The 23949-nt window shown below is 58.8% G+C and carries 26 protein-coding genes and 1 pseudogene; 19 read left to right on the plus strand and 8 right to left on the minus strand.

The window, feature by feature from the left end; translation table 11 throughout:
- Positions 1 to 4: 4 nt before the first annotated feature.
- On the minus strand, positions 5 to 817 hold the full coding sequence (locus tag ALB80_RS10445) for a protein-disulfide reductase DsbD domain-containing protein (protein WP_050604012.1): 813 nt from the start codon (positions 815 to 817) through the stop codon (positions 5 to 7).
- Between the two features lie 145 nt (positions 818 to 962).
- Between ALB80_RS10445 and ALB80_RS10450 the strand changes: the two genes are divergently transcribed.
- A complete protein-coding gene (locus tag ALB80_RS10450) occupies positions 963 to 1517 on the plus strand; it encodes a YqgE/AlgH family protein (RefSeq protein ID WP_050604013.1) in 555 nt (184 codons plus the stop codon).
- Here ALB80_RS10450 and ALB80_RS10455 read toward each other — a convergent pair whose 3' ends face one another.
- On the minus strand, positions 1518 to 2468 hold the full coding sequence (locus tag ALB80_RS10455) for an L-threonylcarbamoyladenylate synthase (protein WP_050604014.1): 951 nt from the start codon (positions 2466 to 2468) through the stop codon (positions 1518 to 1520).
- A gap of 138 nt (positions 2469 to 2606) precedes the next feature.
- On the opposite strand from ALB80_RS10455, the gene ALB80_RS10460 reads away from it, so the two are divergent.
- The 7 genes from ALB80_RS10460 to ALB80_RS10490 all read left to right on the plus strand — a co-directional run bounded on the left by ALB80_RS10460 (position 2607) and on the right by ALB80_RS10490 (position 9113).
- Positions 2607 to 4310: an acyl-CoA dehydrogenase gene (locus ALB80_RS10460; RefSeq protein ID WP_050604015.1), complete on the plus strand. Its 1704-nt coding sequence runs from the start codon at positions 2607 to 2609 to the stop codon at positions 4308 to 4310.
- Complete coding sequence (locus ALB80_RS10465) at positions 4310 to 5356, plus strand: MBL fold metallo-hydrolase (RefSeq protein ID WP_050604016.1); 1047 nt, start codon at positions 4310 to 4312, stop codon at positions 5354 to 5356. The genes ALB80_RS10460 and ALB80_RS10465 overlap by 1 nt, the downstream gene beginning before the upstream one ends.
- Before the next feature lie 6 nt (positions 5357 to 5362).
- Positions 5363 to 5815 carry a DUF6173 family protein gene (locus ALB80_RS10470; protein ID WP_050604017.1) on the plus strand — a complete coding sequence of 151 codons (453 nt, stop codon included), beginning with the start codon at positions 5363 to 5365 and terminating at the stop codon, positions 5813 to 5815.
- Between the two features lie 56 nt (positions 5816 to 5871).
- Positions 5872 to 7713 (plus strand): glycerophosphodiester phosphodiesterase, encoded by a 1842-nt coding sequence (locus ALB80_RS10475; RefSeq protein WP_253276859.1) that lies wholly within the window; start codon positions 5872 to 5874, stop codon positions 7711 to 7713.
- Entirely contained in the window at positions 7700 to 8239 is a 540-nt protein-coding gene (locus ALB80_RS10480; protein WP_050604019.1) for a hypothetical protein, read from the plus strand. Before ALB80_RS10475 ends, ALB80_RS10480 begins: the two co-directional genes overlap by 14 nt.
- An 89-nt stretch (positions 8240 to 8328) precedes the next feature.
- A complete protein-coding gene (locus ALB80_RS10485; protein WP_050604020.1) occupies positions 8329 to 8463 on the plus strand; it encodes an aa3-type cytochrome c oxidase subunit IV in 135 nt (44 codons plus the stop codon).
- A 17-nt stretch (positions 8464 to 8480) separates the two neighbouring features.
- Complete coding sequence (locus ALB80_RS10490; RefSeq protein WP_050604021.1) at positions 8481 to 9113, plus strand: hypothetical protein; 633 nt, start codon at positions 8481 to 8483, stop codon at positions 9111 to 9113.
- Here ALB80_RS10490 and ALB80_RS10495 read toward each other — a convergent pair.
- Positions 9102 to 9434 carry an AzlD domain-containing protein gene (locus ALB80_RS10495; RefSeq protein WP_050604022.1) on the minus strand — a complete coding sequence of 111 codons (333 nt, stop codon included), beginning with the start codon at positions 9432 to 9434 and terminating at the stop codon, positions 9102 to 9104. The genes ALB80_RS10490 and ALB80_RS10495 overlap by 12 nt on opposite strands.
- On the minus strand, positions 9431 to 10147 hold the full coding sequence (locus ALB80_RS10500) for an AzlC family ABC transporter permease (RefSeq protein WP_050604023.1): 717 nt from the start codon (positions 10145 to 10147) through the stop codon (positions 9431 to 9433). The genes ALB80_RS10495 and ALB80_RS10500 overlap by 4 nt, the downstream gene beginning before the upstream one ends.
- Here ALB80_RS10500 and ALB80_RS10505 point away from each other — a divergent pair.
- The 5 genes and pseudogenes from ALB80_RS10505 to ALB80_RS10520 all read left to right on the plus strand — a co-directional run.
- Positions 10146 to 11078: pseudogene (locus ALB80_RS10505) on the plus strand (formate dehydrogenase accessory sulfurtransferase FdhD); the annotation flags it as partial. The gene ALB80_RS10500 and the pseudogene ALB80_RS10505 overlap by 2 nt on opposite strands.
- The gene (gene mobA / locus ALB80_RS21810) at positions 11079 to 11735 is read left to right on the plus strand and encodes a molybdenum cofactor guanylyltransferase MobA (protein WP_083445275.1); all 657 of its coding nucleotides are present in this window, start codon (positions 11079 to 11081) and stop codon (positions 11733 to 11735) included. It begins immediately after the preceding pseudogene.
- A complete protein-coding gene (mobB, locus tag ALB80_RS10510; protein WP_050604024.1) occupies positions 11732 to 12223 on the plus strand; it encodes a molybdopterin-guanine dinucleotide biosynthesis protein B in 492 nt (163 codons plus the stop codon). Before mobA ends, mobB begins: the two co-directional genes overlap by 4 nt.
- Positions 12224 to 12243: 20 nt before the next feature.
- Entirely contained in the window at positions 12244 to 14289 is a 2046-nt protein-coding gene (glp, locus tag ALB80_RS10515; RefSeq protein ID WP_050604227.1) for a gephyrin-like molybdotransferase Glp, read from the plus strand.
- On the plus strand, positions 14286 to 14879 hold the full coding sequence (locus tag ALB80_RS10520) for a GNAT family N-acetyltransferase (protein WP_050604025.1): 594 nt from the start codon (positions 14286 to 14288) through the stop codon (positions 14877 to 14879). Before glp ends, ALB80_RS10520 begins: the two co-directional genes overlap by 4 nt.
- On the opposite strand, the gene ALB80_RS10525 is transcribed toward ALB80_RS10520, so the two are convergent.
- The 3 genes from ALB80_RS10525 to ALB80_RS10535 form a co-directional block, all read right to left on the minus strand.
- A complete protein-coding gene (locus ALB80_RS10525) occupies positions 14876 to 15871 on the minus strand; it encodes a hypothetical protein (protein WP_050604026.1) in 996 nt (331 codons plus the stop codon). The genes ALB80_RS10520 and ALB80_RS10525 overlap by 4 nt on opposite strands.
- Before the next feature lie 14 nt (positions 15872 to 15885).
- On the minus strand, positions 15886 to 16356 hold the full coding sequence (gene greA / locus ALB80_RS10530) for a transcription elongation factor GreA (protein WP_050604027.1): 471 nt from the start codon (positions 16354 to 16356) through the stop codon (positions 15886 to 15888).
- Positions 16357 to 16587: 231 nt separating this feature from the next.
- Complete coding sequence (locus tag ALB80_RS10535; protein WP_050604028.1) at positions 16588 to 16968, minus strand: VOC family protein; 381 nt, start codon at positions 16966 to 16968, stop codon at positions 16588 to 16590.
- An 83-nt stretch (positions 16969 to 17051) separates the two neighbouring features.
- On the opposite strand from ALB80_RS10535, the gene soxR reads away from it, so the two are divergent.
- The 4 genes from soxR to ALB80_RS10555 all read left to right on the plus strand — a co-directional run bounded on the left by soxR (position 17052) and on the right by ALB80_RS10555 (position 21918).
- Entirely contained in the window at positions 17052 to 17507 is a 456-nt protein-coding gene (gene soxR / locus ALB80_RS10540; RefSeq protein ID WP_050604029.1) for a redox-sensitive transcriptional activator SoxR, read from the plus strand.
- 136 nt (positions 17508 to 17643) lie between these two features.
- Complete coding sequence (locus tag ALB80_RS10545) at positions 17644 to 19290, plus strand: electron transfer flavoprotein-ubiquinone oxidoreductase (RefSeq protein ID WP_050604030.1); 1647 nt, start codon at positions 17644 to 17646, stop codon at positions 19288 to 19290.
- A gap of 104 nt (positions 19291 to 19394) precedes the next feature.
- The gene (locus ALB80_RS10550; RefSeq protein ID WP_371255971.1) at positions 19395 to 21107 is read left to right on the plus strand and encodes a tetratricopeptide repeat protein; all 1713 of its coding nucleotides are present in this window, start codon (positions 19395 to 19397) and stop codon (positions 21105 to 21107) included.
- Positions 21097 to 21918 carry a 4-(cytidine 5'-diphospho)-2-C-methyl-D-erythritol kinase gene (locus ALB80_RS10555; protein ID WP_050604031.1) on the plus strand — a complete coding sequence of 274 codons (822 nt, stop codon included), beginning with the start codon at positions 21097 to 21099 and terminating at the stop codon, positions 21916 to 21918. Before ALB80_RS10550 ends, ALB80_RS10555 begins: the two co-directional genes overlap by 11 nt.
- Here the strand turns inward: ALB80_RS10555 and ALB80_RS10560 are convergent.
- Positions 21911 to 22909 carry a polyprenyl synthetase family protein gene (locus tag ALB80_RS10560; protein WP_050604032.1) on the minus strand — a complete coding sequence of 333 codons (999 nt, stop codon included), beginning with the start codon at positions 22907 to 22909 and terminating at the stop codon, positions 21911 to 21913. The two genes, ALB80_RS10555 and ALB80_RS10560, sit on opposite strands and share 8 nt — an antisense overlap.
- Positions 22910 to 22965: 56 nt before the next feature.
- On the opposite strand from ALB80_RS10560, the gene ALB80_RS10565 reads away from it, so the two are divergent.
- Positions 22966 to 23181 (plus strand): DUF2007 domain-containing protein, encoded by a 216-nt coding sequence (locus tag ALB80_RS10565; protein WP_050604033.1) that lies wholly within the window; start codon positions 22966 to 22968, stop codon positions 23179 to 23181.
- A complete protein-coding gene (locus ALB80_RS10570) occupies positions 23178 to 23942 on the plus strand; it encodes a tRNA1(Val) (adenine(37)-N6)-methyltransferase (RefSeq protein ID WP_050604034.1) in 765 nt (254 codons plus the stop codon). The genes ALB80_RS10565 and ALB80_RS10570 overlap by 4 nt, the downstream gene beginning before the upstream one ends.
- Positions 23943 to 23949: the final 7 nt, after the last annotated feature.

The raw sequence follows: 23949 nt of genomic DNA on the forward strand, positions 1-23949 counted from the left end.
AATCTCAACCCGCGGTGCAGCCCAGAATATCGACCGCGTGATTGGCGCCCAGAACGGTGATCCGGATCTCGGACCGGTCCAGCGCAAAAGGCGCGCCGGACGCGTTGACGATTTCGGCCTGTGCCACAAGCGTATCCCCCTCGCGTTGCGAGACCGGCTGCGACGCCCAGAGAACCGGGTTTCCAGGTTCGATCACGGCGACCTCGCGCCCCCCGGCGGAGGGCATCGTCACCCTAGCCTCGATCTGTATTCCGTCCTGTGTCGGAGTCAGATTACAGGTGGCTTTGCTCACGCGGGCTTCCTGCGCGGAATAGGGACGTTGCGCCAAAGCTGCGGCAATTGCGGGATTGCGCCCGGCATCACCGTCCAGCGTGTGGTCAAAATCCAGACGTTCTGGGATACAAACATCCTTGCAGACGCCCAGATCCATCTCACCTTGCAGGCGGACGGGTTTGGCGGGGTTGCGTGGTGTGATCTCGATCGGCAAAACCAACTGGTTTTCATAGCCGATAGACTGCAGGCCATTCTGGTCAAAAATCTCGGGCGCGGGCCAAGTGATGTCCACATGCCCAACGTTTTGAGAGTGTTTCCAGTCGAACTGGGGTGGGATGCCCGCATCACCGGGCGCGCGCCAATAGGTTTTCCAGCCGTCTTTCAGGGTCAATTTCAGGGCGCTCAGGTAGGTCCCGTTTGCGGTTCGACCGCCATCCAGAACATCCAGCTGCACCACGCCATCCAAACCCTGCGCGGCAACCGAAGTGGACAGAGACAGGCACGCGAGTGCAGCAACAGCGGCGGATTTCATGGGCATCTTCATACCTCATACATGCGCGGGCTGAGGGCGGATTCCAAGTCACGATCCGGTCACTGCAATGAAATCTGTCGAAATACCCGTTGTTCTCTTGCAAACACAGGGGTGGCGGGGCCATTGTTGACATAGGTTGAGAAAGAGATGACGGCCCATGGATCTGACCGGAAAACTGTTGATTGCGATGCCCGGCATGGGTGATCCGCGATTCGACCATTCGGTTGTCTACATGTGCAGCCATGGCGATGACGGTGCCATGGGGCTGATCGTCAACAAACCCTCAGATCTGCGAATCAAGACCCTGCTGGGCCAGTTGAACATCGCATGCCGCATTCCGGTTGTTGGCGAACGCCTGGTTCATTTTGGCGGGCCCGTCGAAATGTCGCGCGGCTTTGTCCTGCACAGCGCCGATTACGAGGCCAACCTGCATTCGATGCAGATCTCTGAAGAGTTCAGCATGACCGCTACGCTGGATGTTCTGGAAGACCTTGCCTCGGGAACCGGGCCGCTGAATTCGATGCTCGCGCTGGGCTATGCCGGCTGGGGTCCGGGCCAGCTTGAAGATGAAATTGCCATGAATGGCTGGCTGACCACTGAAGCAACTTCAAAGCTGGTCTTTGACGTGACCGATGATGAGAAATGGGAAGCCGCGCTGGCCACTTTGGGCGTGGACCCTTTGACTTTGTCCGCCAGCGCTGGCCGCGCCTGATCAGCTGTCGCGTGGCGCGGCGGCGCGGCGCAGTCGGTCGTTGATGGCCGCACCAAGCCCGGTCTCGGGGACCGGAGAAACCGCAATCGGCCGCCCGGATTTGTTCAGCTCATGCAGGGATGCAAATAGGTTTGCGGCGGCCTCGGTCAGGTTGCCGTTCATGGACAGGTTCAGATCACAGTCCCCCGGACCAAAGCCCAGCAAGACCTCGTCACCCTGACGCGACCTGGCATTCAGGCGGACCGGGGCGTCCGGCGCGTAGTGCGATTGAAGTTGTCCCGGGGCGGTCAGCAGATCACCTGATTGATGCATGTGCAGATGCGCCCCCAGTTCCTGTTCGATCTGTTCCAGCGCGATACCGCCGGGGCGCAGCAGGGTGGGCTCTCCGGCCAGTCCGACGATGGTGGATTCCAGCCCGACGCCGCAAGGCCCGGCATCCAGTACAGCGGCGATTTTGCCGCCCAGGCCCGACCACACGTGGTCTGCTGTCGTGGGGCTGATTTGACCCGAAGGATTTGCCGAAGGCGCAGCGACCGGCCCATCGAACGCAGTCAACAATGCACGGGCGGTGGGATGTGCGGGCACGCGAACCGCCAGCGTGTTCAACCCGGCCGTCACAAGCGAGGAAATCCCGTGCCCCTCGCGCAGCGGCAGAACCAGAGTCAGCGGGCCTGGCCAGAAGGCTTGCGCCAGTTGTTCGGCCTGATCAGACCATTGCACAAACCTCTGCGCCGCACTGACCGAGGCGACATGGGCGATCAGCGGGTTGAAGCTGGGTCGCCCCTTGGCCTCGTAAATCGACGCGACCGCCTGCCCATTGCGGGCATCGCCGCCCAGGCCATAGACCGTTTCGGTTGGCAGGGCGACCAGAAGGCCCTGGCGCAGCAAGTCCGCTGCCCGTGCTATACCGTCGGGATCCGCCGTCAATTCCTGAGTGCCGGATGAGATCATAATTGATGACGCCGCGTTTTGGTTGCTTGAAACATCTGGAATAGTACGTAGTCGGTACAAGCCCATACGCTTAGCGGTGCTTGCGCTTGATTCCAAGCCCGCCGATGTATTCTGATCCGTTAGACCCCGAGAGAAGCCATGCCCTATCGCGCCCCAATCTCAGATTATCAATTTCTGCTGGACCATGTGGTCGGGTTTGACCAGGTCGCCGCCACTGAAACTTTCTCAGATGCCAGCGCGGATGTCGTCAGTGCTATTCTGTCTGAGGCGGGCAAGATGTGTGAAGAGATTCTGGCACCGTTGCAACGTGCCGGTGATCTGGAACCTGCACGGCTTGAGAATGGCGTATTGCGCAGTTCTCCGGGCTATGGTGATGGCTGGAAGGCGATTGCTGAAGGCGGCTGGGTCGGGATCAGTGCTGATCCTGAGTATGGCGGAATGGGCCTGCCAATGACCATCACCACCGCCGTGAATGAGATGATGAGCGCCTCATGCCTGTCGCTGCAACTGGCGCCACTGATGGCGCAAGGCCAGATCGAAGCGTTGGAGCATCACGCCAGCGATGAATTGAAGGCGCTGTATTTGCCGAAGATGATATCTGGTGAATGGTCGGCCACCATGAACCTGACCGAGGCACAGGCCGGTTCGGATGTGGGTGCCCTGACCTCAAAGGCCCAGCCAAATGGCGATGGGACATTTTCGGTGTCCGGGCAGAAGATTTTCATATCCTGGGGTGACAACGACTTTGCCGAAAATGTCTGCCATCTGGTTTTGGCACGCTTGCCGGATGGGGTGCCGGGTACCAAAGGGATTTCGTTGTTCCTGGTGCCGAAATACATCCCTGATGCGGATGGCAATCCCGGCGTGGCCAATGACCTGAAAGTGGTTTCGGTTGAACACAAGATGGGTCTGCACGGCTCACCTACCTGCGTGATGCAATTTGACGGGGCCAAAGGTTGGCTCGTGGGCCCTGAACACGGTGGTATGGCCGCCATGTTCACCATGATGAACAACGCCCGTTTGGGTGTGGGGGGGCAGGGCGTCGGCGTTGCCGAAGGCGCCTATCAGCACGCGTTGGCCTATGCGCTGGACCGCAAGCAGGGCCGGACGCCCTCGGGTACCATCATCGATCATGCAGATGTGCGCCGCATGATCATGGATATGCGCGCGGATATCTTCGCGGCGCGTGCGATTTTGTTGGCCAACGCAACCGCAATTGACATGGCGAAAGCCACAGGTGATGCCGATTGGGCCGCGCGGGCGGCGTTGTTGACGCCAATCGGCAAGTCCTTTGGCGCCCGCACCGGGATACGCGTGGCTGAAACCGGGGTGCAGGTGCATGGCGGCATGGGGTTCGTCGAAGAAACCGGTGCAGCCCAGTATTCCCGTGATGTTCGTGTGACAGCGATTTACGAAGGAACCGATGGCATTCAGGCCATGGATCTTGTTGCACGCAAAATGATGGACGGGGGTGAGGCCGCATCGAACCTTCTGGACGAGATCGAAGATCAGGCCGAGCGCGCCCGGGCCACGATGCCCGATTTGGCCGGTCCGGTCTGGGAGGCCACGGAAACCGTGCGCGAAGCGACCGAGTGGCTTGTGGCGCAGAAAGACATGAACGACCGATTTGCAGGTGCAACCGCCTATTTGCAGGCGTTTGCGCGGGTACTGGGCGGGCATTACCACCTGACCGCAGCTCTGGCCGATCCGGATGGACCACGGGCCAAGTTGGCGCGATACTACATCAATGCCTTGTTGCCCGAACATTCGGGCCTTCTGGCGCGGGCGCAAAGCGGGGCGGATGACCTGTTTGCGCTCAGCCCGGATGAGTTGGTAGCCTGATGGACGGGGGTCGCGTTTTGGGAATCAGATATCCGTGGGCCGAGCCGCCCGCGACAGGCGAAGCCATTCAGGTTGCCGAGGGCGTTCTGTGGATGCGCCTGCCCCTGCCGATGGCGCTGGATCACGTCAATATTTATGCTCTGGACGATGGCGACGGGTGGACGGTTATCGACACCGGGCTGTCCTCGAACAAGACGCGGCGCATCTGGCAAACCTTGATGGATGGACCCTTGGCGGGCAAACCGATCAAGCGGGTGGTTGTGACTCACCACCATCCTGATCACGTCGGCAATGCCGGGTGGTTTCAGTCAGATCACGGGGCTGAACTGGTGACCAGCCGTATCTCGTGGCTGTTTGCACGGATGTTGACGCTGGACGTTCAAGAAACATGGCCGCAAGAGACCCTGGATTTCTATCGCAGCACCGGCATGGCACCCGAGGTTCTGAATGCGCGGATGAAGGATCGCCCGTTCAACTTTGCGGATACGGTCTATCCCATGCCTCTGGGCTTTACCCGGATACAGCAAGATGACGTGATCCGCATGGGCGGGCGCGACTGGGATGTGCATATGGGCAATGGTCACGCCCCGGAACATGCCACTTTCTGGAGCCGCGATGACAATCTGGTGTTGAGCGGAGACCAGATTCTCAGCTCGATCAGCCCTAATTTGGGGGTTTATGCGACAGAACCCATGGCCGACCCGGTTTCGGCCTGGATGGAGGCGTGCGAGCGACTTCAGACACTGGCCCGGCCTGATCATCTGGTTCTGGGTGGGCACAAGCTGCCCTTTACCGGCCTGCCGCTGCGCATGAGGCAGCTGATCGAGAATCACCACAGCGCGTTGGAGCGTTTGTTGGACCATCTGGTCGAGCCCAAAGCTGCCGCCGACTGTTTCCTGCCCCTGTTCAAACGCACGATCCGCGAGGGCGAATATGGGCTCGCGCTGGTCGAGGCGGTTGCACATATGAACCATCTCTACCACATTGACGCTGTGACCCGGACGCAGCGCGCGGACGGAGCTTGGCTGTACCAGCGCAAAGGGTAGAAAAGAATGCAGGACCAGATCGAAACCTCGGCCGAGGCCGCCGAAGCCGCAGCCTTGCCACGTTGCCACGAGGTTCACGCCGACCCAAAGGCCGAATCCGGCACCAAAACTCTGCCTGAGCCGCTGAACAAGCCGGTTGAAACCAAAAGCCCTGCACAATGGGCCTATGAACGTTTGATCATGTACATCCAGAACTTTGAAAAGACGCTGGATGGCGATCACGAGGTCGCAATGGGCTTTACCGGTGGTGATGCCGGTGTGATGCGGATCGAAGGCATGGGTTTTTTTGACCCCGATATAATCACCTTCTATGGCTCGGACGGAACCGGGGCTCGTACGCAATTGGTGCAACATGTCACCCAGTTGAACGTGATGCTGCGCGCGTTGCCCAAATCGGTCGAAGACAAACCCGCCAACCGTATCGGATTCCGTTTGGCGGCTGATCTGGAAGACAGCTGACTTGCAATTCACGCTTGCGCGCCTTTGAATGAATGCACCATTTCGGAGGCCACCGCGTGAGCAGATTTTTCCAAGAAGTTTCACAAGCCTATGCCGGGGCCTGGGCTCGGCGCAGGGTCTTTGTACCGATCTATATTGCCGTGCGTCTGCTGCTGGTGGCGATGATCGCGCCGGGTGTCGCATTGGCGGTCAACCTGGCCGTTTCTCTGTCGGATCAAACGGCGCTGACAGATCAGGACATTGCGATGTTCCTGCTGTCTCCGGCAGGCTTCATAGCAGGTATTGCGGTTCTCAGCCTGTTTTTGCTGGCTGAGGTCTTTGTGTTCTCGGTCATGGCCGGGTCCTTGCGCATGGGCGAACGCGACCCCTGGCGCGCGGGCAGTGCGGGGCTGACGCTGAACCTGTCCCGCTTTCCGGCGCTGTTCGGCTTTGCTGTGCGGTTTATTCTGCGCGTCTTGCTGCTTGCCCTGCCATTTGTGGCAGTTGCGGGGGTGATCGCGTGGTGGACGCTGACGGAATACGACATCAACTATTACCTGACCTTCCACCCCCCTGCCTTTCAGGTGGCGGTCGTACTGATCGGATTGGTCGTTTTGGCCCTGGCCTGGGTTTTGATCCGGCGTCTATCCGGTTGGGCGCTGGCCCTGCATCTGGTTCTGTTTGAAGGTGCGTCGCCACGTGTGGCTTTCGCCAATAGTGAACAGAGGATGGAAGGTAAGCGTGGGCGATTGAAGATCGAACTTGCCCTGTGGCTGGCGATGCGCCTTGTCGTCGCGGCTTTGATCGCGGGGGTGGTCAGCCTTTTGTTTGCACTGGTGCCGATGCAGGGGGACAGCAGCCTCAGGTTCGCGCTGATCCTCAGCCTGATAATCGCTGGGCTGTGGTCCCTGGCGGGGTTGGTTCTGGCGGCGACTGCGTTGGGCGCGCTGGCGGTTTTGCTGGATGGATTTTTCGATACAGAAGCCAAGGAAATTGCCCATCCTGAACCCCGCAAAATCCGCGCACCCGTGTTTGTAACCGTCGCAGCAGCTCTGGCTGCATTGGGTATCGGCATTTGGTTCGGTCAAGGTCTGCTGGAACGTGTGCAGGCTCCGGATCATGCCGAGGTCATCGGCCACCGAGGCGCTGCGGCCATAAGGCCTGAAAACACCATGGCTGCAGTTCTGAAAGCCATCGAGGATGGCGCGGATTGGGTCGAGATCGACGTGCAGGAAACGGCCGATGATGTAGTCATCGTGGCCCATGACAGCGATTTCATGAAGCTGGCCGGGGTGAACCTGAAAGTCTGGGATGCAACCATGGCGGATGTGGCCGGCATTGATATCGGCAGTTGGTTTGGCCCGGAATATGCCTCGGAACGCACACCGACCCTGCGCGAGGTGCTGGAAGCGGCCAAGGGCAAGTCCAAGGTCCTGATCGAACTGAAATATTATGGTCACGATGTCGATCTGGAAAATCGGGTGATCAATCTGGTGGAAGAGCTTGGGATGCAGGACGACATTGCCACCATGTCGCTGAAATATCCGGCGGTGCAAAAGATGAAATCGCTGCGCCCCGACTGGCGGTCCGGCGTGTTGGCGGCCACCGCCGTTGGGGATTTGTCCGGGTTGGACGGTGAATTCGTCGCGGTCAATGCAGGGATGGTGACGCCAGGTTTGATTCGCAAGGTGCAGGACTCCGGCAAGGATATCTATGTCTGGACGGTGAATGATCCATTGCAGATGTCCAAAATGGCATCGATGGGTGTGGATGGTCTGATCACGGATCGCCCGGCCATGGCCAATGAGGTCTTGCGCGTGCGTGCTGAAATGGGGCCGGGTGAGCGGCTGTTGCTGTGGCTGGCCACGACGTTTGGATTGCAGGTCGATACCGAGGCAATGCGCGATGACAGCCCTTAGACTGACGTTGTTAGTGTCTTTGCTGCCGCTGCCTGCATTGTCTCAGGATCTGATGCGCAGTTTTGAGATGCCCTCTCATCGTGCCCTTATAAATCAAAGCGTTAGTGCCGAATTGACTGCGTTTGAAACAGATGGATGTTCGGGCGGGTTGTCGACCAGTTGGCGTTGGGTGGCCAAACAATTCCCACAAGTCGGTGAGCTGTATGAAGAGCACCCGCCATGGGAATATTGTTGTGTGACCCATGACCAAGCCTACCACAACGCGGGTGATGCGGTGACGGCAGACGCAAGTTATGACGCCCGTTTAGCTGCGGATGATGCTCTGCACGCTTGCGTGGTGGAGCATGGAGACCGTTATGCCAAAGACTATGCCGACCGCTACGATATGACGCCCGAGCAGATTCGCACCGTACACGCGATCACGGCGGATGCGATGTATGGTGCGGTGCGATTTGGCGGTGGGCCATGCAGCGGCTTGCCCTGGCGTTGGGGGTTTGGATATCCGGGATGCTCGGTTCTCAGGTAAGCAAGCCCTGCGCGCGAATGACGTGGTGACAGGCGTCTGGTTTTCTATTATCCAACAGATCAAACACGCGAACTGGGATTCTGAGACTTATGGCTGAACACAAGCACGGCGAAATGGACATCACCGTCCAAACCAAAACTTTCAACGGTTTCATCAAAGCCACCACATGGTGCGTGGTTGCGATTGCCTTTCTGTGTCTGTTCCTGGCGGTCTTCGCCTCCTAAGCATTTCGGGGGCTATCTTGCTCAGGATTCTGATTGCCTGCCTTTTGGTAGCAACCGTTGCCGGCTGTGCAGGTTCTAACCGTCCGCAAGCCGACCAGGCCGAGGTCGTCTCGAGATCTTATCGTGATCCCGGACCTTCCACGCTGACGCTCTACACAATGATCAACACGCGCACCGGATCCGGGGCACATACCTCGTTGATGATTTCGGGCAGTGAGCGGGTGATCTTTGACCCTGCCGGCTCGTTCAGGGCGGATGTTGTTCCGATGAAGGACGATGTGCTTTACGGCATAACTCCGGCGGTCGAGCGAGCCTATCGCAGCTCTCACGCGCGCGAGACGCATTACGCGCGCATCCAGACCATTCAGGTGACCCCACAGCAGGCTGAAATTGCCCTGCAGCTTGCTAAGCAATCCGGTCCGGTCGCCGGTGCGTTCTGTACCAACTCCACCTCGCAACTATTGAAGCAGGTGCCGGGATTCGAGCAAATTGATGTCACCTTTTACCCGGTAAACCTGTCGGATCAGTTCGCGCAGATTCCGGGCGTCGTGACCGAGGAGTATCGGGAAAGCGATGATGCGGATCTGCAAAAAGGTCTAGCCGCGAACAATGCGCGCCTTAACCAGTTGGACGGGGTCTCAACTCAGTAGATACAGCAAACCGTAGAGGGTGGCGGCCCCGGAAAAGATGGCGGCCAACACGTTTTTGCTGATCACACCTACAACCAACGCAACTGCTGCCGCTGACATCCGGGGAAGGTCAGGCTGCCCCTCGGTCGCCGAGGGCCAGACAACCAATGGTGCGATCAATGCAGGCAGAATCGCAACTGCCGTGTACCGCAGGTGACGCAGCAGCCAGGTCGGCATCGGGCGGTCACCTACAAGGCCGATAAAGACAAATCGCAAGGCATAGCTGCCTATGGCCAGGCCTATGATGATGGTCCAGATGGTGACAGGATCGGTCTGGGTCATCGTTGCAACTTTCTGCGCTCTAGGATCAGTTCCGCTTGTGCTCCGGCGATCATTCCCGCAGACCCTGCAATCAGCAGGCCCAGATTGAACGGGATTACGACGGTCAACAGCGACACTGCGATGGCCACCAGCGCCGCGACCACATGTGCAAAGGTCCGCATCATCGGCCCGATCATGGCCAGAAATGTGATTGGCAGGGCGAAATCCAGCGCCCAGCTTTCCGGAATCTGCGCGCCCAGTACTGCGCCTAGGTAGGTGGCAAGAATCCAGAGCGGTGTGATCGGCGTGACCGAACCCACGAAATAAGCCATGCGTTGCGGCACCGACAGGTCTGGCTCTTTCTCGAACCGCACAATGGAGCAGGCATAAGACTGGTCCACGGTCAGATAGGCGGCAAAGGCACGCTGCCACATCGGTGCCGCACCCAGATAAGGTGTCAGCGATGCGGAGTACATCGCCATACGTAAATTCACCGCCAGCGCTGAGATTATGATAATCGCCGTCGGCGTGTTGTCCTGCAGCAGTTGTAATGCCGCAAACTGTGCCGCTCCGGCAAAAACGGTCGAAGTAAAAGCCATTGTCTGAACAATGGTTAGCCCGGCTTCGGTCGCGAATACACCGAACAACAGGCCAAAGGGCACGGCGACGAAGATAAAGGGTGTCCCGTCGCGAAAACCTTTCCAGAAGTAAGACTTGGATGTGGCAGAGGCCATGGCTAAATCCTATGGTGATGCCCGCAGCAGTATCTGTCTTGGGAAGGGGTTGCAATTGGCCACGGAAATCGACCTGTCGGACTATCTTGTCGCCCCTGATCCGGGCTCGGACCGCCTTACCCGGGCGGTTGAAGGTGTGGACCAGAACGGCGAGGCCAGCCAGATTTCAGTGGTTGAAGAACGCCCGTTGACGATCTTCCTCAATTCTCAGGAAATCGTGACGGCGATGACCATCGGCGACTATCCTGAATATCTGGCTTTGGGCTTCCTGCGCAATCAGGGGATGCTGTTGGCGGATGATGAGATTATCCGCGTGGACTATGACGACGATCTTGAAACCGTTGTTGTACGAACAGCGCGTGAGACATCGTATGAGGATAAGCTGAAGAAGAAGACCCGCACCAGTGGTTGCGCTGTCGGCACTGTCTTTGGCGACATGATGGAGGGTCTTGAGGACGTGCAGCTGCCGCAGGTGCAGGTGCGTACGTCGTGGCTGTACGATCTTGCCTCCAAGATCAATCGTACCCCGTCGCTTTATCTTGAGGCTGGCGCAATCCACGGCACGGTCCTTTGCCGCGAAAATCGCCCGCTGGTCTACATGGAGGACGTGGGCCGCCACAACGCTGTCGACAAGATCGCAGGCTGGATGCTGTCAGAAGGCGAGGTGGCCGAGGACAAGATCCTTTACACCACCGGTCGCCTGACATCCGAGATGGTGATCAAGACGGCAATGATGGGCATCCCGGTTCTGGCTTCCCGTTCTGGCTTCACCGCCTGGGGTGTCGAGATCGCGCGCGAGGTTGGGTTGACGCTGATCGGTCGGATGCGCGGGCAGCGCTTCGTCTGCCTGTCGGGCGAAGATCGCCTGCTGCGCGACGTAGACCCGTCAACCGTTGCGGTAGAAGACAAGAAACATCGCCGGAAGAGTGCCATGAATAACCTTCTCAAGAAACCGCTCGGTATCATCCTCGCAGGCGGGCAGGCCACCCGGATGGGCGGCGGTGACAAGGGCTTGCTGCAAATAGGTGGGCAGAACCTGCTGTCCCATGTCATCGACCGTCTGTCTCCGCAGGTGAGCAATCTGGCGTTGAATGCCAATGGTGATCCAGAGCGCTTCAGCGACCTGAACCTGCCCATCCTACCCGACACGATCGAAGGTTTCGCCGGGCCTCTGGCCGGTGTGCTGGCCGGGCTGGACTGGGCGGCAGCGCAGGGGGCGGACAGCATTGTGACTGCTGCCGCTGATACACCGTTCTTTCCGCGCGACTTGGTGGCGCGACTGCAAGAGGCCGCGGAAGGGCAGACGTATCCTCTGGTTTTGGCCACGACCCCACGCACGGGAGCTGAGGCGCTGAAATCCGGCGGGGGCAGGCGGGTCAACCGACACCCGACCTTCGGCCTCTGGCCCGTGGCGCTGCGCGACGATCTGCGTGCGGCGCTGACAGATGGGCTGCGCAAGGTGGTGCTGTGGACTGACAAACATGACGGGCGAGAGGCGTTGTTCGATGCCGACCCGTTTGACCCGTTCTTCAACGTCAACACGCCAGAAGATCTGGACCGCGCCCGAATGTTGTTGGAGCAGGCATGAGGGTCTTTGGCGTCACCGGGTGGAAGAATGCCGGCAAAACAGGGTTGATGGAACGATTGGTGGCCGAGATCACAGGCCGGGGCTTTACGGTCTCGACGGTTAAACATGCGCATCACAGCGTCGATGTGGATCAGCCCGGCACCGACAGTCACCGCCACCGCATGGCAGGGGCCAGCGAAGTTCTGCTTGCCTCAGGTCAGCGTATTGCCGTGATGCAGGAGCTGCGCGGTGCACCAGAGCCTGCATTGGATGAACTGCTGTCACGGCTTTCACCGGTCGACCTCGTGCTGATCGAAGGCTTCAAGCGTGAAAACCACCCCAAGATCGAAGCGTTTCGGGCCGAGGCGGGCCATACGCTAATGGCCCCCGAGAACACGACCATACGTGCTGTAGCCAGCGACACTCCGCTGGATTTGGACCGCGCGGTTATTGATCTGAATGACACCACAGAAATTGCGGACTTCATCCTGAAAGAAGTCGGTTTGTGAGCCTTTTCCAGACCTTTGCGATGGTGGATTGGTCTGGCGGAAACGACACCGGGCCGACCCCGCGCAAAGATGCGATCTGGGCCTGTATTGTGCGCGAAGGGTGCTTGTTGGAACCCGAATACCTGCGAAACAGGTTGGTTGCTGAACAGTGGCTTGAGGCCCTGATCCGCACCGAGCTTGATGCAGGCCGCCGCCTGTTTCTGGGGTTCGATTTCCCGTTTGGCTATCCGGCCGGATTTGCCCGCGCGATGACGGGTGCGGACGATCCCCTGGCTTTGTGGGACTGGTTCGAACGGCATATTGAGGATACGCCTAAGGCAAACAACCGTTTTGATCTGGCAGGTCAGATCAACCTGAATTTCGGAGGCAACGGCCCGTTTTGGATGAACGGTCTGCGTCGTGACATCGACGGTCTGCCACGCAGGAAAACCGACTATACCAACCCCTTCCCGGACCGCCGTGTCGTGGAAACCCTGGCAAAGGGCAGCTTTACCTGCTGGCAGATGGCAGGCGCGGGGGCTGTTGGTGGACAAGTGATGATGGGGCTACCGGTTCTAAATCGGCTGCGTCATCGCTTTGCCGGGCAAGTCGCGGTCTGGCCGTTCCAGCCGCAGGGAACACCCGTCGCCTTTGTAGAGATTTGGCCATCTCTGACCCTCGGAGCGCCGCCAGCAGGGCGGATCAAAGATGCCTGGCAGGTCGAACAGGTCACCTTGACTCTGTCACGTCTGTCAGAGCAGGAGTTGAAAGCGCAAATGAAAGTCTCAGCGGCAGAGGAAGGTTGGATATTGGGTGTAGCTCAGGACAAGCCGAACATAGCCCCACCCCCGTTGCGCAACGATTGCTTTGCGCTGCCCGCTGGGGTCGAGTGGACACCTGTGGATGAGGCATTGACCTTTCTGCGCGACAGATTGCACCCGATCACATCTGTTGAAACGCTTGCACTGACCAAGGTGAGTGGGCGCATTCTGGCCGAGGATGTGATCGCCCAGCGTTCGAACCCGCCCCAGCCCAACACTGCGGTGGACGGGTTCGGGTTCGCAGGCCCCGTCCCAGTTGGCACGCAGGTCATGCCTCTGGTTGACGGGCGCGCGGCGGCGGGGATTCCATTTGAGGGTCACGTGCCCGAAGGTCGGGCTTTGCGTGTCCTGACGGGCGCGGCGCTGCCTGATGGGGTGGACACGGTTATTCTGGAAGAGGATGTCACGGTCAAAGATGGCCATATTGCCTTCCATGGCCCGCTGAAAAAGGGGACCAACACACGGCGCGCGGGCGAAGATGTTGCGGCCGGTGATATGGCTTTGCCCGTCGGGCGTCGGTTGACACCTGCCGATCTTGCGTTGATGTCCGCTGTGGGAATCGCCGAGGTAAATGTGCGCAAGCCACTGCGCGTGGCGGTGGTTTCAACCGGTGATGAGCTGGTCGAACCCGGAGACATTGCCGGTCCAGGGCAGATTTTCGACGCCAACCGCCCGATGTTGCTTTCATTGATCGAGCGGATTGGGTTCGTGCCCGTTGATGTGGGGCGTGTTTCGGATGATCGGGATGCGTTGCGGGACCGGTTGGACCAGGCCGCAGGTCAGGCCGACGTGATTCTGACCAGCGGAGGTGCGTCTGCGGGCGACGAAGATCACGTGTCCGCCCTGTTGCGTGAAGCGGGGGCGATGCAGCACTGGCGGATTGCGTTAAAGCCGGGACGTCCGTTGGCCTTGGGTTTGTGGTCAGGCGTGCCGGTGTTTGGCCTGCCGGGCAACCCGGTGGCTGCCATGGTCTGCACGCTGATCTTTGCACGCCCCGCGCTGGGCCTGATGTCGGGCGAAGGTTGGGTGGATCCGCAAGGGTTCGAGGTGCCTGCCGCTTTTGAGAAACGCAAGAAACCCGGCCGCCGTGAATACCTGCGTGCAAGGGTGCGGAATGGGCGGGCCGAGGTGTTCCATTCGGAAGGATCGGGCCGGATCAGTGGGCTCAGCTGGGCCGAAGGATTGGTCGAAATCGAAGATGGCGCGCGGCACATTAAGCCGGGCGACCCAGTACATTTCATACCGTATGGGAGCTTTGGTGTTTGACCATCGCAATTTCACCCGGATTTTCTGACCAAGAGCGCGCTCAGGCAGCAGCGCTGTTCTGGCAGGCGTTCCGGGCCAAGCTGAACAAGGTCATGGGCCCTGATGAAAAGGGCCTGGCCTTTTTTGAAACAGCATTGAACCCGGACTTTGCGCTGGTTGCACGGGATGACACGGGCCGGATGCTGGGTCTGGCAGGGTTCAAGACGCGCGATGGCGGTTTGGCCGGAGGCAGCATGTCAGACCTGGCACGGGTCTATGGCTGGTTCGGGGCCATTTGGCGCGCCCTTATTCTGAGCGTGCTGGAGCGTGAGTTGAAACCGGGTGTGTTCCAGATGGATGGCATCTTTGTCGCTGCCGAAGCGCGTGGCAAAGGCGTGGGAACAGCCCTGCTGCGCGCCATCAAACAAGAGGCTCGTAGCCGAGGAATGTCAGAGGTTCAACTGGATGTGATTGACACTAACCCCCGAGCCCGCGCCTTGTATGAGCGTGAAGGGTTTCGGCCTGTTGGTGAAGAAAAAACCGGGCCGTTAAAGCACCTGTTTGGGTTCAGTAGCGCGACCAAGATGTCTTGGCGGGTCGTAACTTTTTAGTCGAAGGTCCCAGCTACCCGGCCCAGCAACATGAACGCGCGCGCCGTGCGGGTTTCGCCCAGTGCGCTCAGTTCCGCATCGCTTGCGGTGGGCTCGAACTCGGCCATCATCTTGTCGAAACGGCGTAGGAAATGATGGGCCGCGTCGCGGAAGATCGGATCCTGTTTCATCCGGGTTGCTGTCAGCGCCAGTGAAGACCTGTCGCGGACACCCCCCAACGCAGCAACGGCGCGGCCGCGTGTGCCTTGGGCGAATTGACGCCAGATTTCTGGCCGAGCCATATCGGGGCGCAGGTCATCCATATAGATGCCTTCTTGGCTGAGCAGGGTCAGAACATCCTGCGAAGCTTGGACAATCTGCGCCGTCTTGCGGTCTTTCAGCGCCACGCGCAGCGCATTGAACCCTTCGGTGTCATCCTGTGTTTCCGGAAAGTTCAGCGCACGGATGAAAACTGAGGCGCTGAGCGGCGGCGCAATCTCCTCCGCAGGCGTTCCCAGTTCGAGCGAGGTTTGGTCGCCTGGAGCGGAGGATTGCACCGAGGCGGTCGTCGGAGCGGCGCGCTTGGTTGAGAATGTCGCCAGTGCGTTCTCCGTTTTCCGGGTGGCCGCTGCGATTTCGTCCAGCTTTTTTGCCACGGCAGGCTCATAGGTGCTGGACGCACGCTGCTGCTGCGCAACGTAAGCCTGCCGAATGGCATCAATCGCCGTTTGCAGCCGTTCGCTTTCTTCGCGCATCACCCGGCTGGCACGCATTGCCGTTGCCGCGACCCAGATCATGGCCACGGGCATGAACACCGCCAGAAAGGTGACAATGAAGCCGCCGCTTTGACCCTGTTCCGGAAGCACCAGAAAGACAACCGACACCACCAACCAGATCAGACTGAGCACCAACGCGGCGATCTCAATTTCAGTGACAGCCGATGCCTTTGGGCGATCATAGATGCCCAGCGAGGTCGGTCTTTCTGTTTCCGGGTCAGGTTTGGGTCCCGACATAACATGCGCTCCGGTCAGGCGTACTCGATACTAAGAATTTCATAAGACCGCACGCCACCGGGCGTGCGTACTTCTACACTGTCCCCCTCGTCCTTGCCGATCAGGGCGCGGGCGATGGGAGATTTGATGTTCAGCAGGCCGTTTTCGATATTGGCCTCGTATTCACCAACAATCTGCCACGTCTTTTCTTCATCGGTGTCTTCGTCGACCAATGTAACTTTTGCGCCAAACTTGACTGCGCCGGTCAACTTGGCCGGGTCAATGACATCGGCAAGTGAAAGGATACCTTCCAGTTCCTTGATGCGCCCTTCAATGAAACCCTGCTTTTCGCGAGCCGAATGATATTCAGCGTTTTCCTTCAGGTCGCCCAGTTCGCGCGCCGATGCAATCGCCTCGATGATCGCCGGGCGTTCAACGGATTTGAGGTTCTTCAGCTCAGCCGCGAGCGCGGCATTGCCCGCAGGCGTCATTGGGATCTTTTCCATACTCTCTACGTCCACGCATAAATTGAGTCGCCCCGCCGCACAGAAGCGTCGGGGCGAATGTTAGGTTGACGAATACCTGACCCAAATGCCACGTGAATTGCAAGAGGTGACAGCGTCAGCAGCGATCAATTCGCGACTTCGCGCCGTTTTGATTTGGGATGCGGCCTGTGGCGATGATCGGGATGCCGCGACCTGCGCCAGCGCTGAGACGGGGTGCTGAGCCACAACATCTCAATCATATTGTACAACTTCAAACTCGATACCGTTGTCATCCCTGAAATAGAACCGACGTCCTGGTTCGTAGTCGGCATGATTGTGGGGCTCGAATCCTGCTTTGCGCACTTTGGCTTCGGTGGCATCGATGTCTTCGACCAACACCCCCACGTGGTTCAGCCCGCCGATCACATCATAGCTGCTTTCGTCTGACGGTCTTGGCTCATCAGGTTTGTACAGTGCCAGATATGTATGAGCGGAACCGACGTGAACAGTGTATCCGCCTGAAATTGCCGGGCCTTCCCAGCGGGTTTTCCAATCAAAGACCTTTTGCATCCAGGCAGCCGAAGCCTGCGGGTCGCGGACAGTGAAATTGGTATGTTCAAGCGTTGCCATCATGGGATCTCCTGTTTTTTGGCTTGTCACGACTCATCGTAATTTCTAAACCTAACTTTAGGTCAAGGTAATATTTTGAGGCTTTGATGGCTGTTTCAGAGGGGCTTGCAATTGGCGCATTGGCCCGGCGCACCGGGCTGGCGGTGTCGGCCATCCGGTACTATGAAGCGCAGGGTCTGATCTCGCCCTGGCGCAACGCGGGTGGGCAGCGGCGTTATCAGCGGGCAGACATCCGGCGGCTGAGCTTTGTGATGATTGCGCAGCAGTTTGGCTTGACCTTGCCGGAAATCCGTGAGGTCTTGTCGGGCCTGCCGGGAAGTCGCACGCCAACGCCGCAGGACTGGAAGGCCATTAGTGTGCAATTGCGCGCCCATCTGGATCAGCGAATCGATACTCTGATGCGGTTACGCGACAATCTGGATGGCTGCATCGGGTGCGGGTGCCTGAGCTTGCCGAAATGTGCGCTCTACAACCCAGATGACAGGGCAAAATCGCATGGTAGCGGTCCCAGATACCTGATGGGGGATGCGCCAGAGGCCTGATGTGTCGAATAGCGCCCTTGTTACGCCGTGTTTCGATTGACCAAAGTCTTTCCGAGCATGTAATCAGCCGTGAAACAAAATTGCGCAGATCAGGCGGTGACAGCGCCAAATCGGAAAGTTAGCTAGGGAGCCCGCGATGGCCGAGATTGAACGCGAAGCGATGGAATACGATGTGGTGATCGTGGGTGCAGGCCCCGCGGGCCTGTCTGCGGCCATTCGTCTGAAACAGCTGGATGCCGACCTGAACGTCGTGGTGCTGGAAAAGGGCTCGGAAGTTGGCGCGCACATCCTTTCGGGTGCGGTTCTTGATCCCTGCGGTCTGGATGCACTTATCCCGGACTGGAAAGAAAAAGGCGCACCGCTGAACGTGCCAGTTGAGGAAGACAACTTCTATATGCTGGGTGAAGCGGGCAAGATTCGCATCCCCAATTTCCCGATGCCGCCACTGATGAACAACCACGGCAACTATATCGTCTCGATGGGCAATGTCTGCCGCTGGATGGCCGAGCAAGCCGAAGAGTTGGGCGTCGAAATCTTCCCGGGCATGGCGTGCTCGGAAATGGTTTATGGCGACAATGGCGAAGTCAAAGGCGTGGTTGCCGGTGTCTTTGGTCTGGAAGCTGACGGCTCTTACGGCCCCAACACCGAGCCGGGCATGGAGTTGCACGGCAAATACGTCTTCCTGTCGGAAGGTGTGCGCGGTTCGCTGTCCAAAGAAGTCATTGCGAAGTATGACCTGTCTGCCGGTAAGGAGCCGCAGAAGTACGGCGTCGGAATGAAAGAGATCTGGGAGATCGACCCTGCCAAGCACAAGGAAGGCCGCGTCACGCACACCATGGGCTGGCCGCTGGGCAGCAATGCAGGTGGCGGGTCGTTCATCTATCACCTTGAAAACAATCAGGTGTATGTCGGTTTTGTGGTTCACCTGAACTACAAGAACCCGCACCTGTACCCCTACATGGAATTCCAGCGCTTCAAGCATCACCCGATGGTGGCCGAACTGCTGAAAGGCGGCAAGCGTGTCTCATATGGTGCCCGTGCGATCACCGAAGGCGGCTTTCAGTCGATGCCGAAACTGGTTGCTCCAGGTGTGGCGCTGCTGGGCTGCTCAGCCGGCATGGTCAACGTGCCGCGCATCAAGGGCAACCATAACGCAATGCTATCCGGTAAAGCCGCAGCCGAGGCCGCGTTCGATGCGATCAAGGCCGATCGTTCGGGTGACGAACTGACCGCCTATGAAGCCGACGTGCGCGAAGGCGCGATTGGCAGCGACCTGAAGAAGGTACGCAACGTCAAGCCACTGTGGTCAAAATACGGCCTGACCGCCTCACTGGTGTTGGGCGGCATGGACATGTGGACCAACACGCTGGGCTTCTCGGTGTTGGGTACGCTGGGCCATGGCAAGAACGACGCAGAGTCGACCGAGGATGCAAGCAAGCACCAGCCGATCGACTATCCGAAACCTGATGGTGTGCTGTCCTTCGACCGCCTGACCAACGTGTCTTTCGCGGCGACCAATCATGAGGAAAGCCAGCCCTGCCACCTGAAGCTGGCCGACCCCGAGATCCCGGTCAAAGTGAACCTGCCCAAGTTCGATGAACCGGCGCAGCGCTACTGTCCGGCGGGCGTATACGAGATGGTGGAGGATGAAAGCGGTCCGCGATTCGTCATTAACTTCCAGAACTGCGTGCACTGCAAAACCTGCGACATCAAGGATCCCAGCCAGAATATCACGTGGACAACGCCGCAGGGTGGGGACGGTCCGAACTACCCTAATATGTAAGCGAAAAAGCGGGCACTGGCAGGGTCGTGAAGGCTCTGCCATTGCCTCTTGCCAGCCAAAGCCCTAGCTTGAATGTCAGTCAACGATAGCAAGGCAGGATTTCGGTGGTTTCCCTCGTTCGTCGCGCGGCTTTGTCCGTGCTGCTCATGTCGTCGGTCGCAGTACCGGCTTACTCAGACTCGGGCGCAGGGTCATATTTGGCCGGGCGACAGGCAATCTACGAAAGTGATTATGCCGCAGCCGAGCGGTATTATGCCCAAGCACTGAAGTTCGATTCCCAAAATCCCCTTTTGTTGGAAAGCGTTGTTGTGGCGCGCCTGGCATTGGGCGAGATCGAACGCGCATTGCCGGTCGCCCAACAAATCGAAGCAGCCAACCTGCCCAGCCAGGGCGCACGCATGGTGATTGCGGCCAATCTGATTGCAGAAGGCAAATACGACGTCCTTCTGGCCCGCGACCCTGAAACACAGGGTGTCGGGCCATTGGTGGACGGGTTGATGATCGCTTGGGCCAACTTGGCGCAGGGTGAGATGACAAAGGCGATGGAGCAGTTTGATGCCGTTGCCACGCAAGAGGGCCTGAGGGAATTTGCGTTGTATCACAAGGCTATGGCTCTGGCCTCGATCGGCGATTTTGAAGGTGCCGAGGCGGTCTTTGCAGCCAATGACGGCGCGATTGCACGCTTTACGCGTCGGGCGGCTTTGGCACGAACCGAGGTCCTGTCGCAACTGGATCAGAACGAAGACGCAATTCAGTTCCTAGAAGATGTCTTCGTCGCAGGCAGCGATCCGACCATCGAAAACTATACCAGCCAGTTGGAGGCGGGTGAAACGTTGCCCTTTACCCATATCCGTTCTGCTCAGGATGGTATGGCCGAGATTTTCTTTTCCGTTGGTGTCGCGCTGAACGCTGAGGCGTCGCCGGACTATGTTCTTCTTTACACACGATTGGCCAGTTTTCTGCGCCCAGGTCACGTGGATGCCATTCTGCTGAGCGCAGACCTACTCGACCAGCTGGAGCAATACGACCTGGCGGTTGCGGCCTATCGTACGGTTCCGGCGGACAGCAACGATCACCACGCGGCAGAGCTGGGTCGGGCCGAGGTTCTGGACCGCTCGGGTAAAACCGATGCTGCCGTTGAGGTGCTGCAAAACCTGGCAACGCAAGATCCTGACCTTCCGGGTGTGCATGTGGCATTGGCCGATCTGCAACGGCGTCAGGAAAACTATCAGGCGGCAGTGACGTCTTATGACACGGCAATCGCGCTGACAGACAATGCGGCAGGGGGCAACTGGTTCTTGCACTATGCCCGCGGCATCAGCCACGAGCGGCTGAAACAGTGGGACGAGGCCGAAGCAGATTTCCGCCGTGCTCTTGAGCTGAACCCGGATCAGCCGCAAGTTCTGAATTATCTGGGCTATTCCCTTGTCGAGCGCAAAGAGAAACTGGACGAGGCGCTGGACATGATTCAACGCGCCGCCGCGGCCCGTCCGGACAGCGGTTACATTGTCGACAGCCTGGGCTGGGTCCTATTCCGTCTGGGTCGCTATGACGAAGCTGTTGAGCAGATGGAGCGTGCCGTAGAGCTGATGCCGGTCGATCCGGTGGTGAATGACCATCTGGGCGATGTCTATTGGGCAGTGGGCCGGGCGCGTGAGGCCGAATTCCAGTGGAAACGGGCGCTGTCTTTTATCGACCCGGAAGATACCGATAGTGAGGCCGACCCGGATCGTATTAGGCGCAAGATCGAGGTGGGGCTGGATGCCGTGCTGGCCGAAGAGGGTGCCGAACCTTTGAAAGTCGCTAATGGAAATTGAGGCGTTTGCGCCCGCCAAGATCAACCTGACCCTACATGTGACCGGTCGCCGGGACGACGGCTATCATTTGTTGGATTCGCTGGTGGTCTTTGCAGACATGGGCGATCAGCTGACGTTTGAACCCGGACCTGCATTGTCCATGGATGTGCGCGGAGAGTTTGCCAATGGGGTTCCCACGGACGACCGCAATCTGGTGTGGAAAGCAGCCGAGGGCATTGGTTGGACCGGGCATATCGAGCTTAGCAAATCTTTGCCTCACGGGGCGGGTATCGGGGGCGGTTCGTCGGATGCCGCTACCACACTTCGGACTTTGGCGGAGCAAGGTTTTGATGTTCCACCGAATTTGCCGTTGTCATTGGGGGCAGATGTGCCCGTCTGTCAGGCGGGCCGAGCGATCAGGATGCAGGGCATTGGTGACCGATTGGTTGATGTGAACCTTCCGCACCTGCCGGCCCTATTGGTCAATCCGAACATACCAGTGCCGACAGGCGCCGTTTTCAACGCGCTGGCGTCCAGAGACAATCCACCGATGCCAGAGTGTATCCCTGAATTCGAAAGTGCTTACGATTGCGCCCAGTGGCTGCGCGAACAGCGAAACGATCTGGAGCAGCCTGCCATGGCAGTTGCGCCCGAGATCGAGCAGGTTCTGGATGAGTTGAGCACGACCAATCGCGCCCTTGTGGCGCGCATGTCGGGGTCGGGGTCAACCTGCTTTGCGCTTTACCCGACGATGAAAGACGCACATTTCGCAGCCTATGAGATCGGCGCAGCCCATTCTGGTTGGTGGTGCCGCGCCACTCAGCTTAATTGAGGCGCGAGACCACGTAATCGGCCAGGTCATGCAGCAGGCTGCGAATCTCGTGATCAGGCAACAGGTCCAATGCGGCTTTGGCTTTTTTGACCCAACCCAAAGCGTCTTTCCGGGTTTCCTCAAGCGTGGCGTATTTTTCCATCAGCCGCAGCGCATGATCCAGATCGCCGTCCTGCTGACGACCCTTTTCAATGGTACGCTCCCAGAAGGTGCGCTCTTCGGGTGTGGCTTGAGCCACGGCTTTGATCACTGGAAGGGTCAGCTTGCGTTCGCGGAAATCATCGCCCACGTTCTTACCGGTTGCCTTGCTGTCGCCCTGATAGTCTAGCAGGTCGTCCGCTATCTGGAAAGCGATGCCCAATGAGTCACCGTAGTCGAACAGGGCTTTGACCTGTTCTTCCGACGCGCCAGCGATCACGCCGCCGACCTCGGTCGCAGCAGAGAACAACGCGGCTGTCTTGCCGCGTACGACCTGCAAATAAACGCTTTCATCCGTGCGCAGATCAGTTGCCGCCGTCATCTGCAACACTTCGCCTTCTGCAATGGTGGCCGAGGCGTTGGCCAGAATGTCCAATACCCGAAGTGAGCCGGTTTCGACCATCAGTTGGAAGCTACGCGAAAACAGGTAATCGCCGACCAGAACGCTGGATTTGTTATCCCACAGCAGATTTGCGGTTGGACGACCGCGTCGTTTATCGCTTTCGTCCACCACGTCGTCATGCAGCAGGGTCGCGGTGTGAATAAATTCAACAGTAGCGGCAAGGCGCACATGGTGGTCGCCAGCATAGCCGAACAGATGCGCGGCGGCCAATGTCAGCATTGGACGCAGACGCTTTCCACCCGCTTCAACAAGATGCTGAGTCACCTCGGGGATACGCGGCGCGTGGTCCGACGCCATCCGTGTGCGGATCAGGCCATTCACGGCCTCCATCTCACCCGCCAACAGTTCAGCGAGGCGCTCATGCGGTTTTGAGATCATGTCGACGGTCATCACACTCCTGATACAAGGCTCGACTTCCGCCTCGCCTTGCCCTTACATCCATCCCCATGAAAGAACTACTGCGCAGTACCGATCCAACAATCCTGGCCTTTGCATCCGCTCTCCTTGAGGGCGAGGATATAGACTGCTTTCAGATGGACGTAAATATGAGCATCCTCGAAGGTGGTATCGGAATCTTCCCCCGGCGCCTCATGGTTCGGGCCGAAGACCTGACCCGGGCCGAGCGTGTAATGCGCGATAATGAGATTCCGCTGGGCCGATGACCCGCTTTGATGACAAAGAATTGACCTGCAACGATTTCCTGGGTGGCCAGATTCGCTTGTTGCAACCCGTGTCGGGGTATCGCGCCGGGGTAGACCCGGTTTTGCTGGCCGCGTCTGTTCCTGCTAAGGCCGGGCAGTCCGTATTGGAACTGGGATGTGGTGCCGGAGCGGCCATTCTGTGTCTGTCGGCACGGGTTCCCGGCCTTCATTTGACAGGTATCGAATTGCAACAGGCTTATGCCGATCTGGCGCGCCGGAACGCGGAGATCAACAGTGTGGAACTGGATTTGATTGAGGCAGACCTATCCGCTTTGCCTGCCGAGATCCGGCAGCGACAGTTCGATCACGTCATTGCCAATCCCCCCTATTACCGCGCCGGAGCGCATAGTCGCGCCCGCGACGCTGGCCGAAGCATTGCTTTGGGGGAAGACACCCCCTTGCATGACTGGATTTCTGTCGCGGCCAAACGTCTGGCCCCGCAAGGGTATCTGCATATGGTCCAGAAGGCAGATCGCCTGCCGGACATGATAGTGGCCTGTGCGGGCAAACTGGGCTCGGTTGAAGTGTTGCCGCTCTGCGCACGCGCGGGTCGAGAGGCCGAACTGGTCATATTGCGGGCTCGCAAGGGGGGGCGTGCGGCATTTCGCCTCCATGCGCCATTGATTTTGCATGCGGGCGAGCGCCACGAAACAGATGGCGAAAGCTATACCGAGCAGGTTTCCGCAGTTCTACGGCAGGCCGCCCCGTTGCCCCGGTTCTGACGTCCAT

The sequence above is a fragment of the Ruegeria sp. 6PALISEP08 genome (assembly GCF_001238295.1).
In the GTDB taxonomy this organism is placed as follows: domain Bacteria; phylum Pseudomonadota; class Alphaproteobacteria; order Rhodobacterales; family Rhodobacteraceae; genus Ruegeria.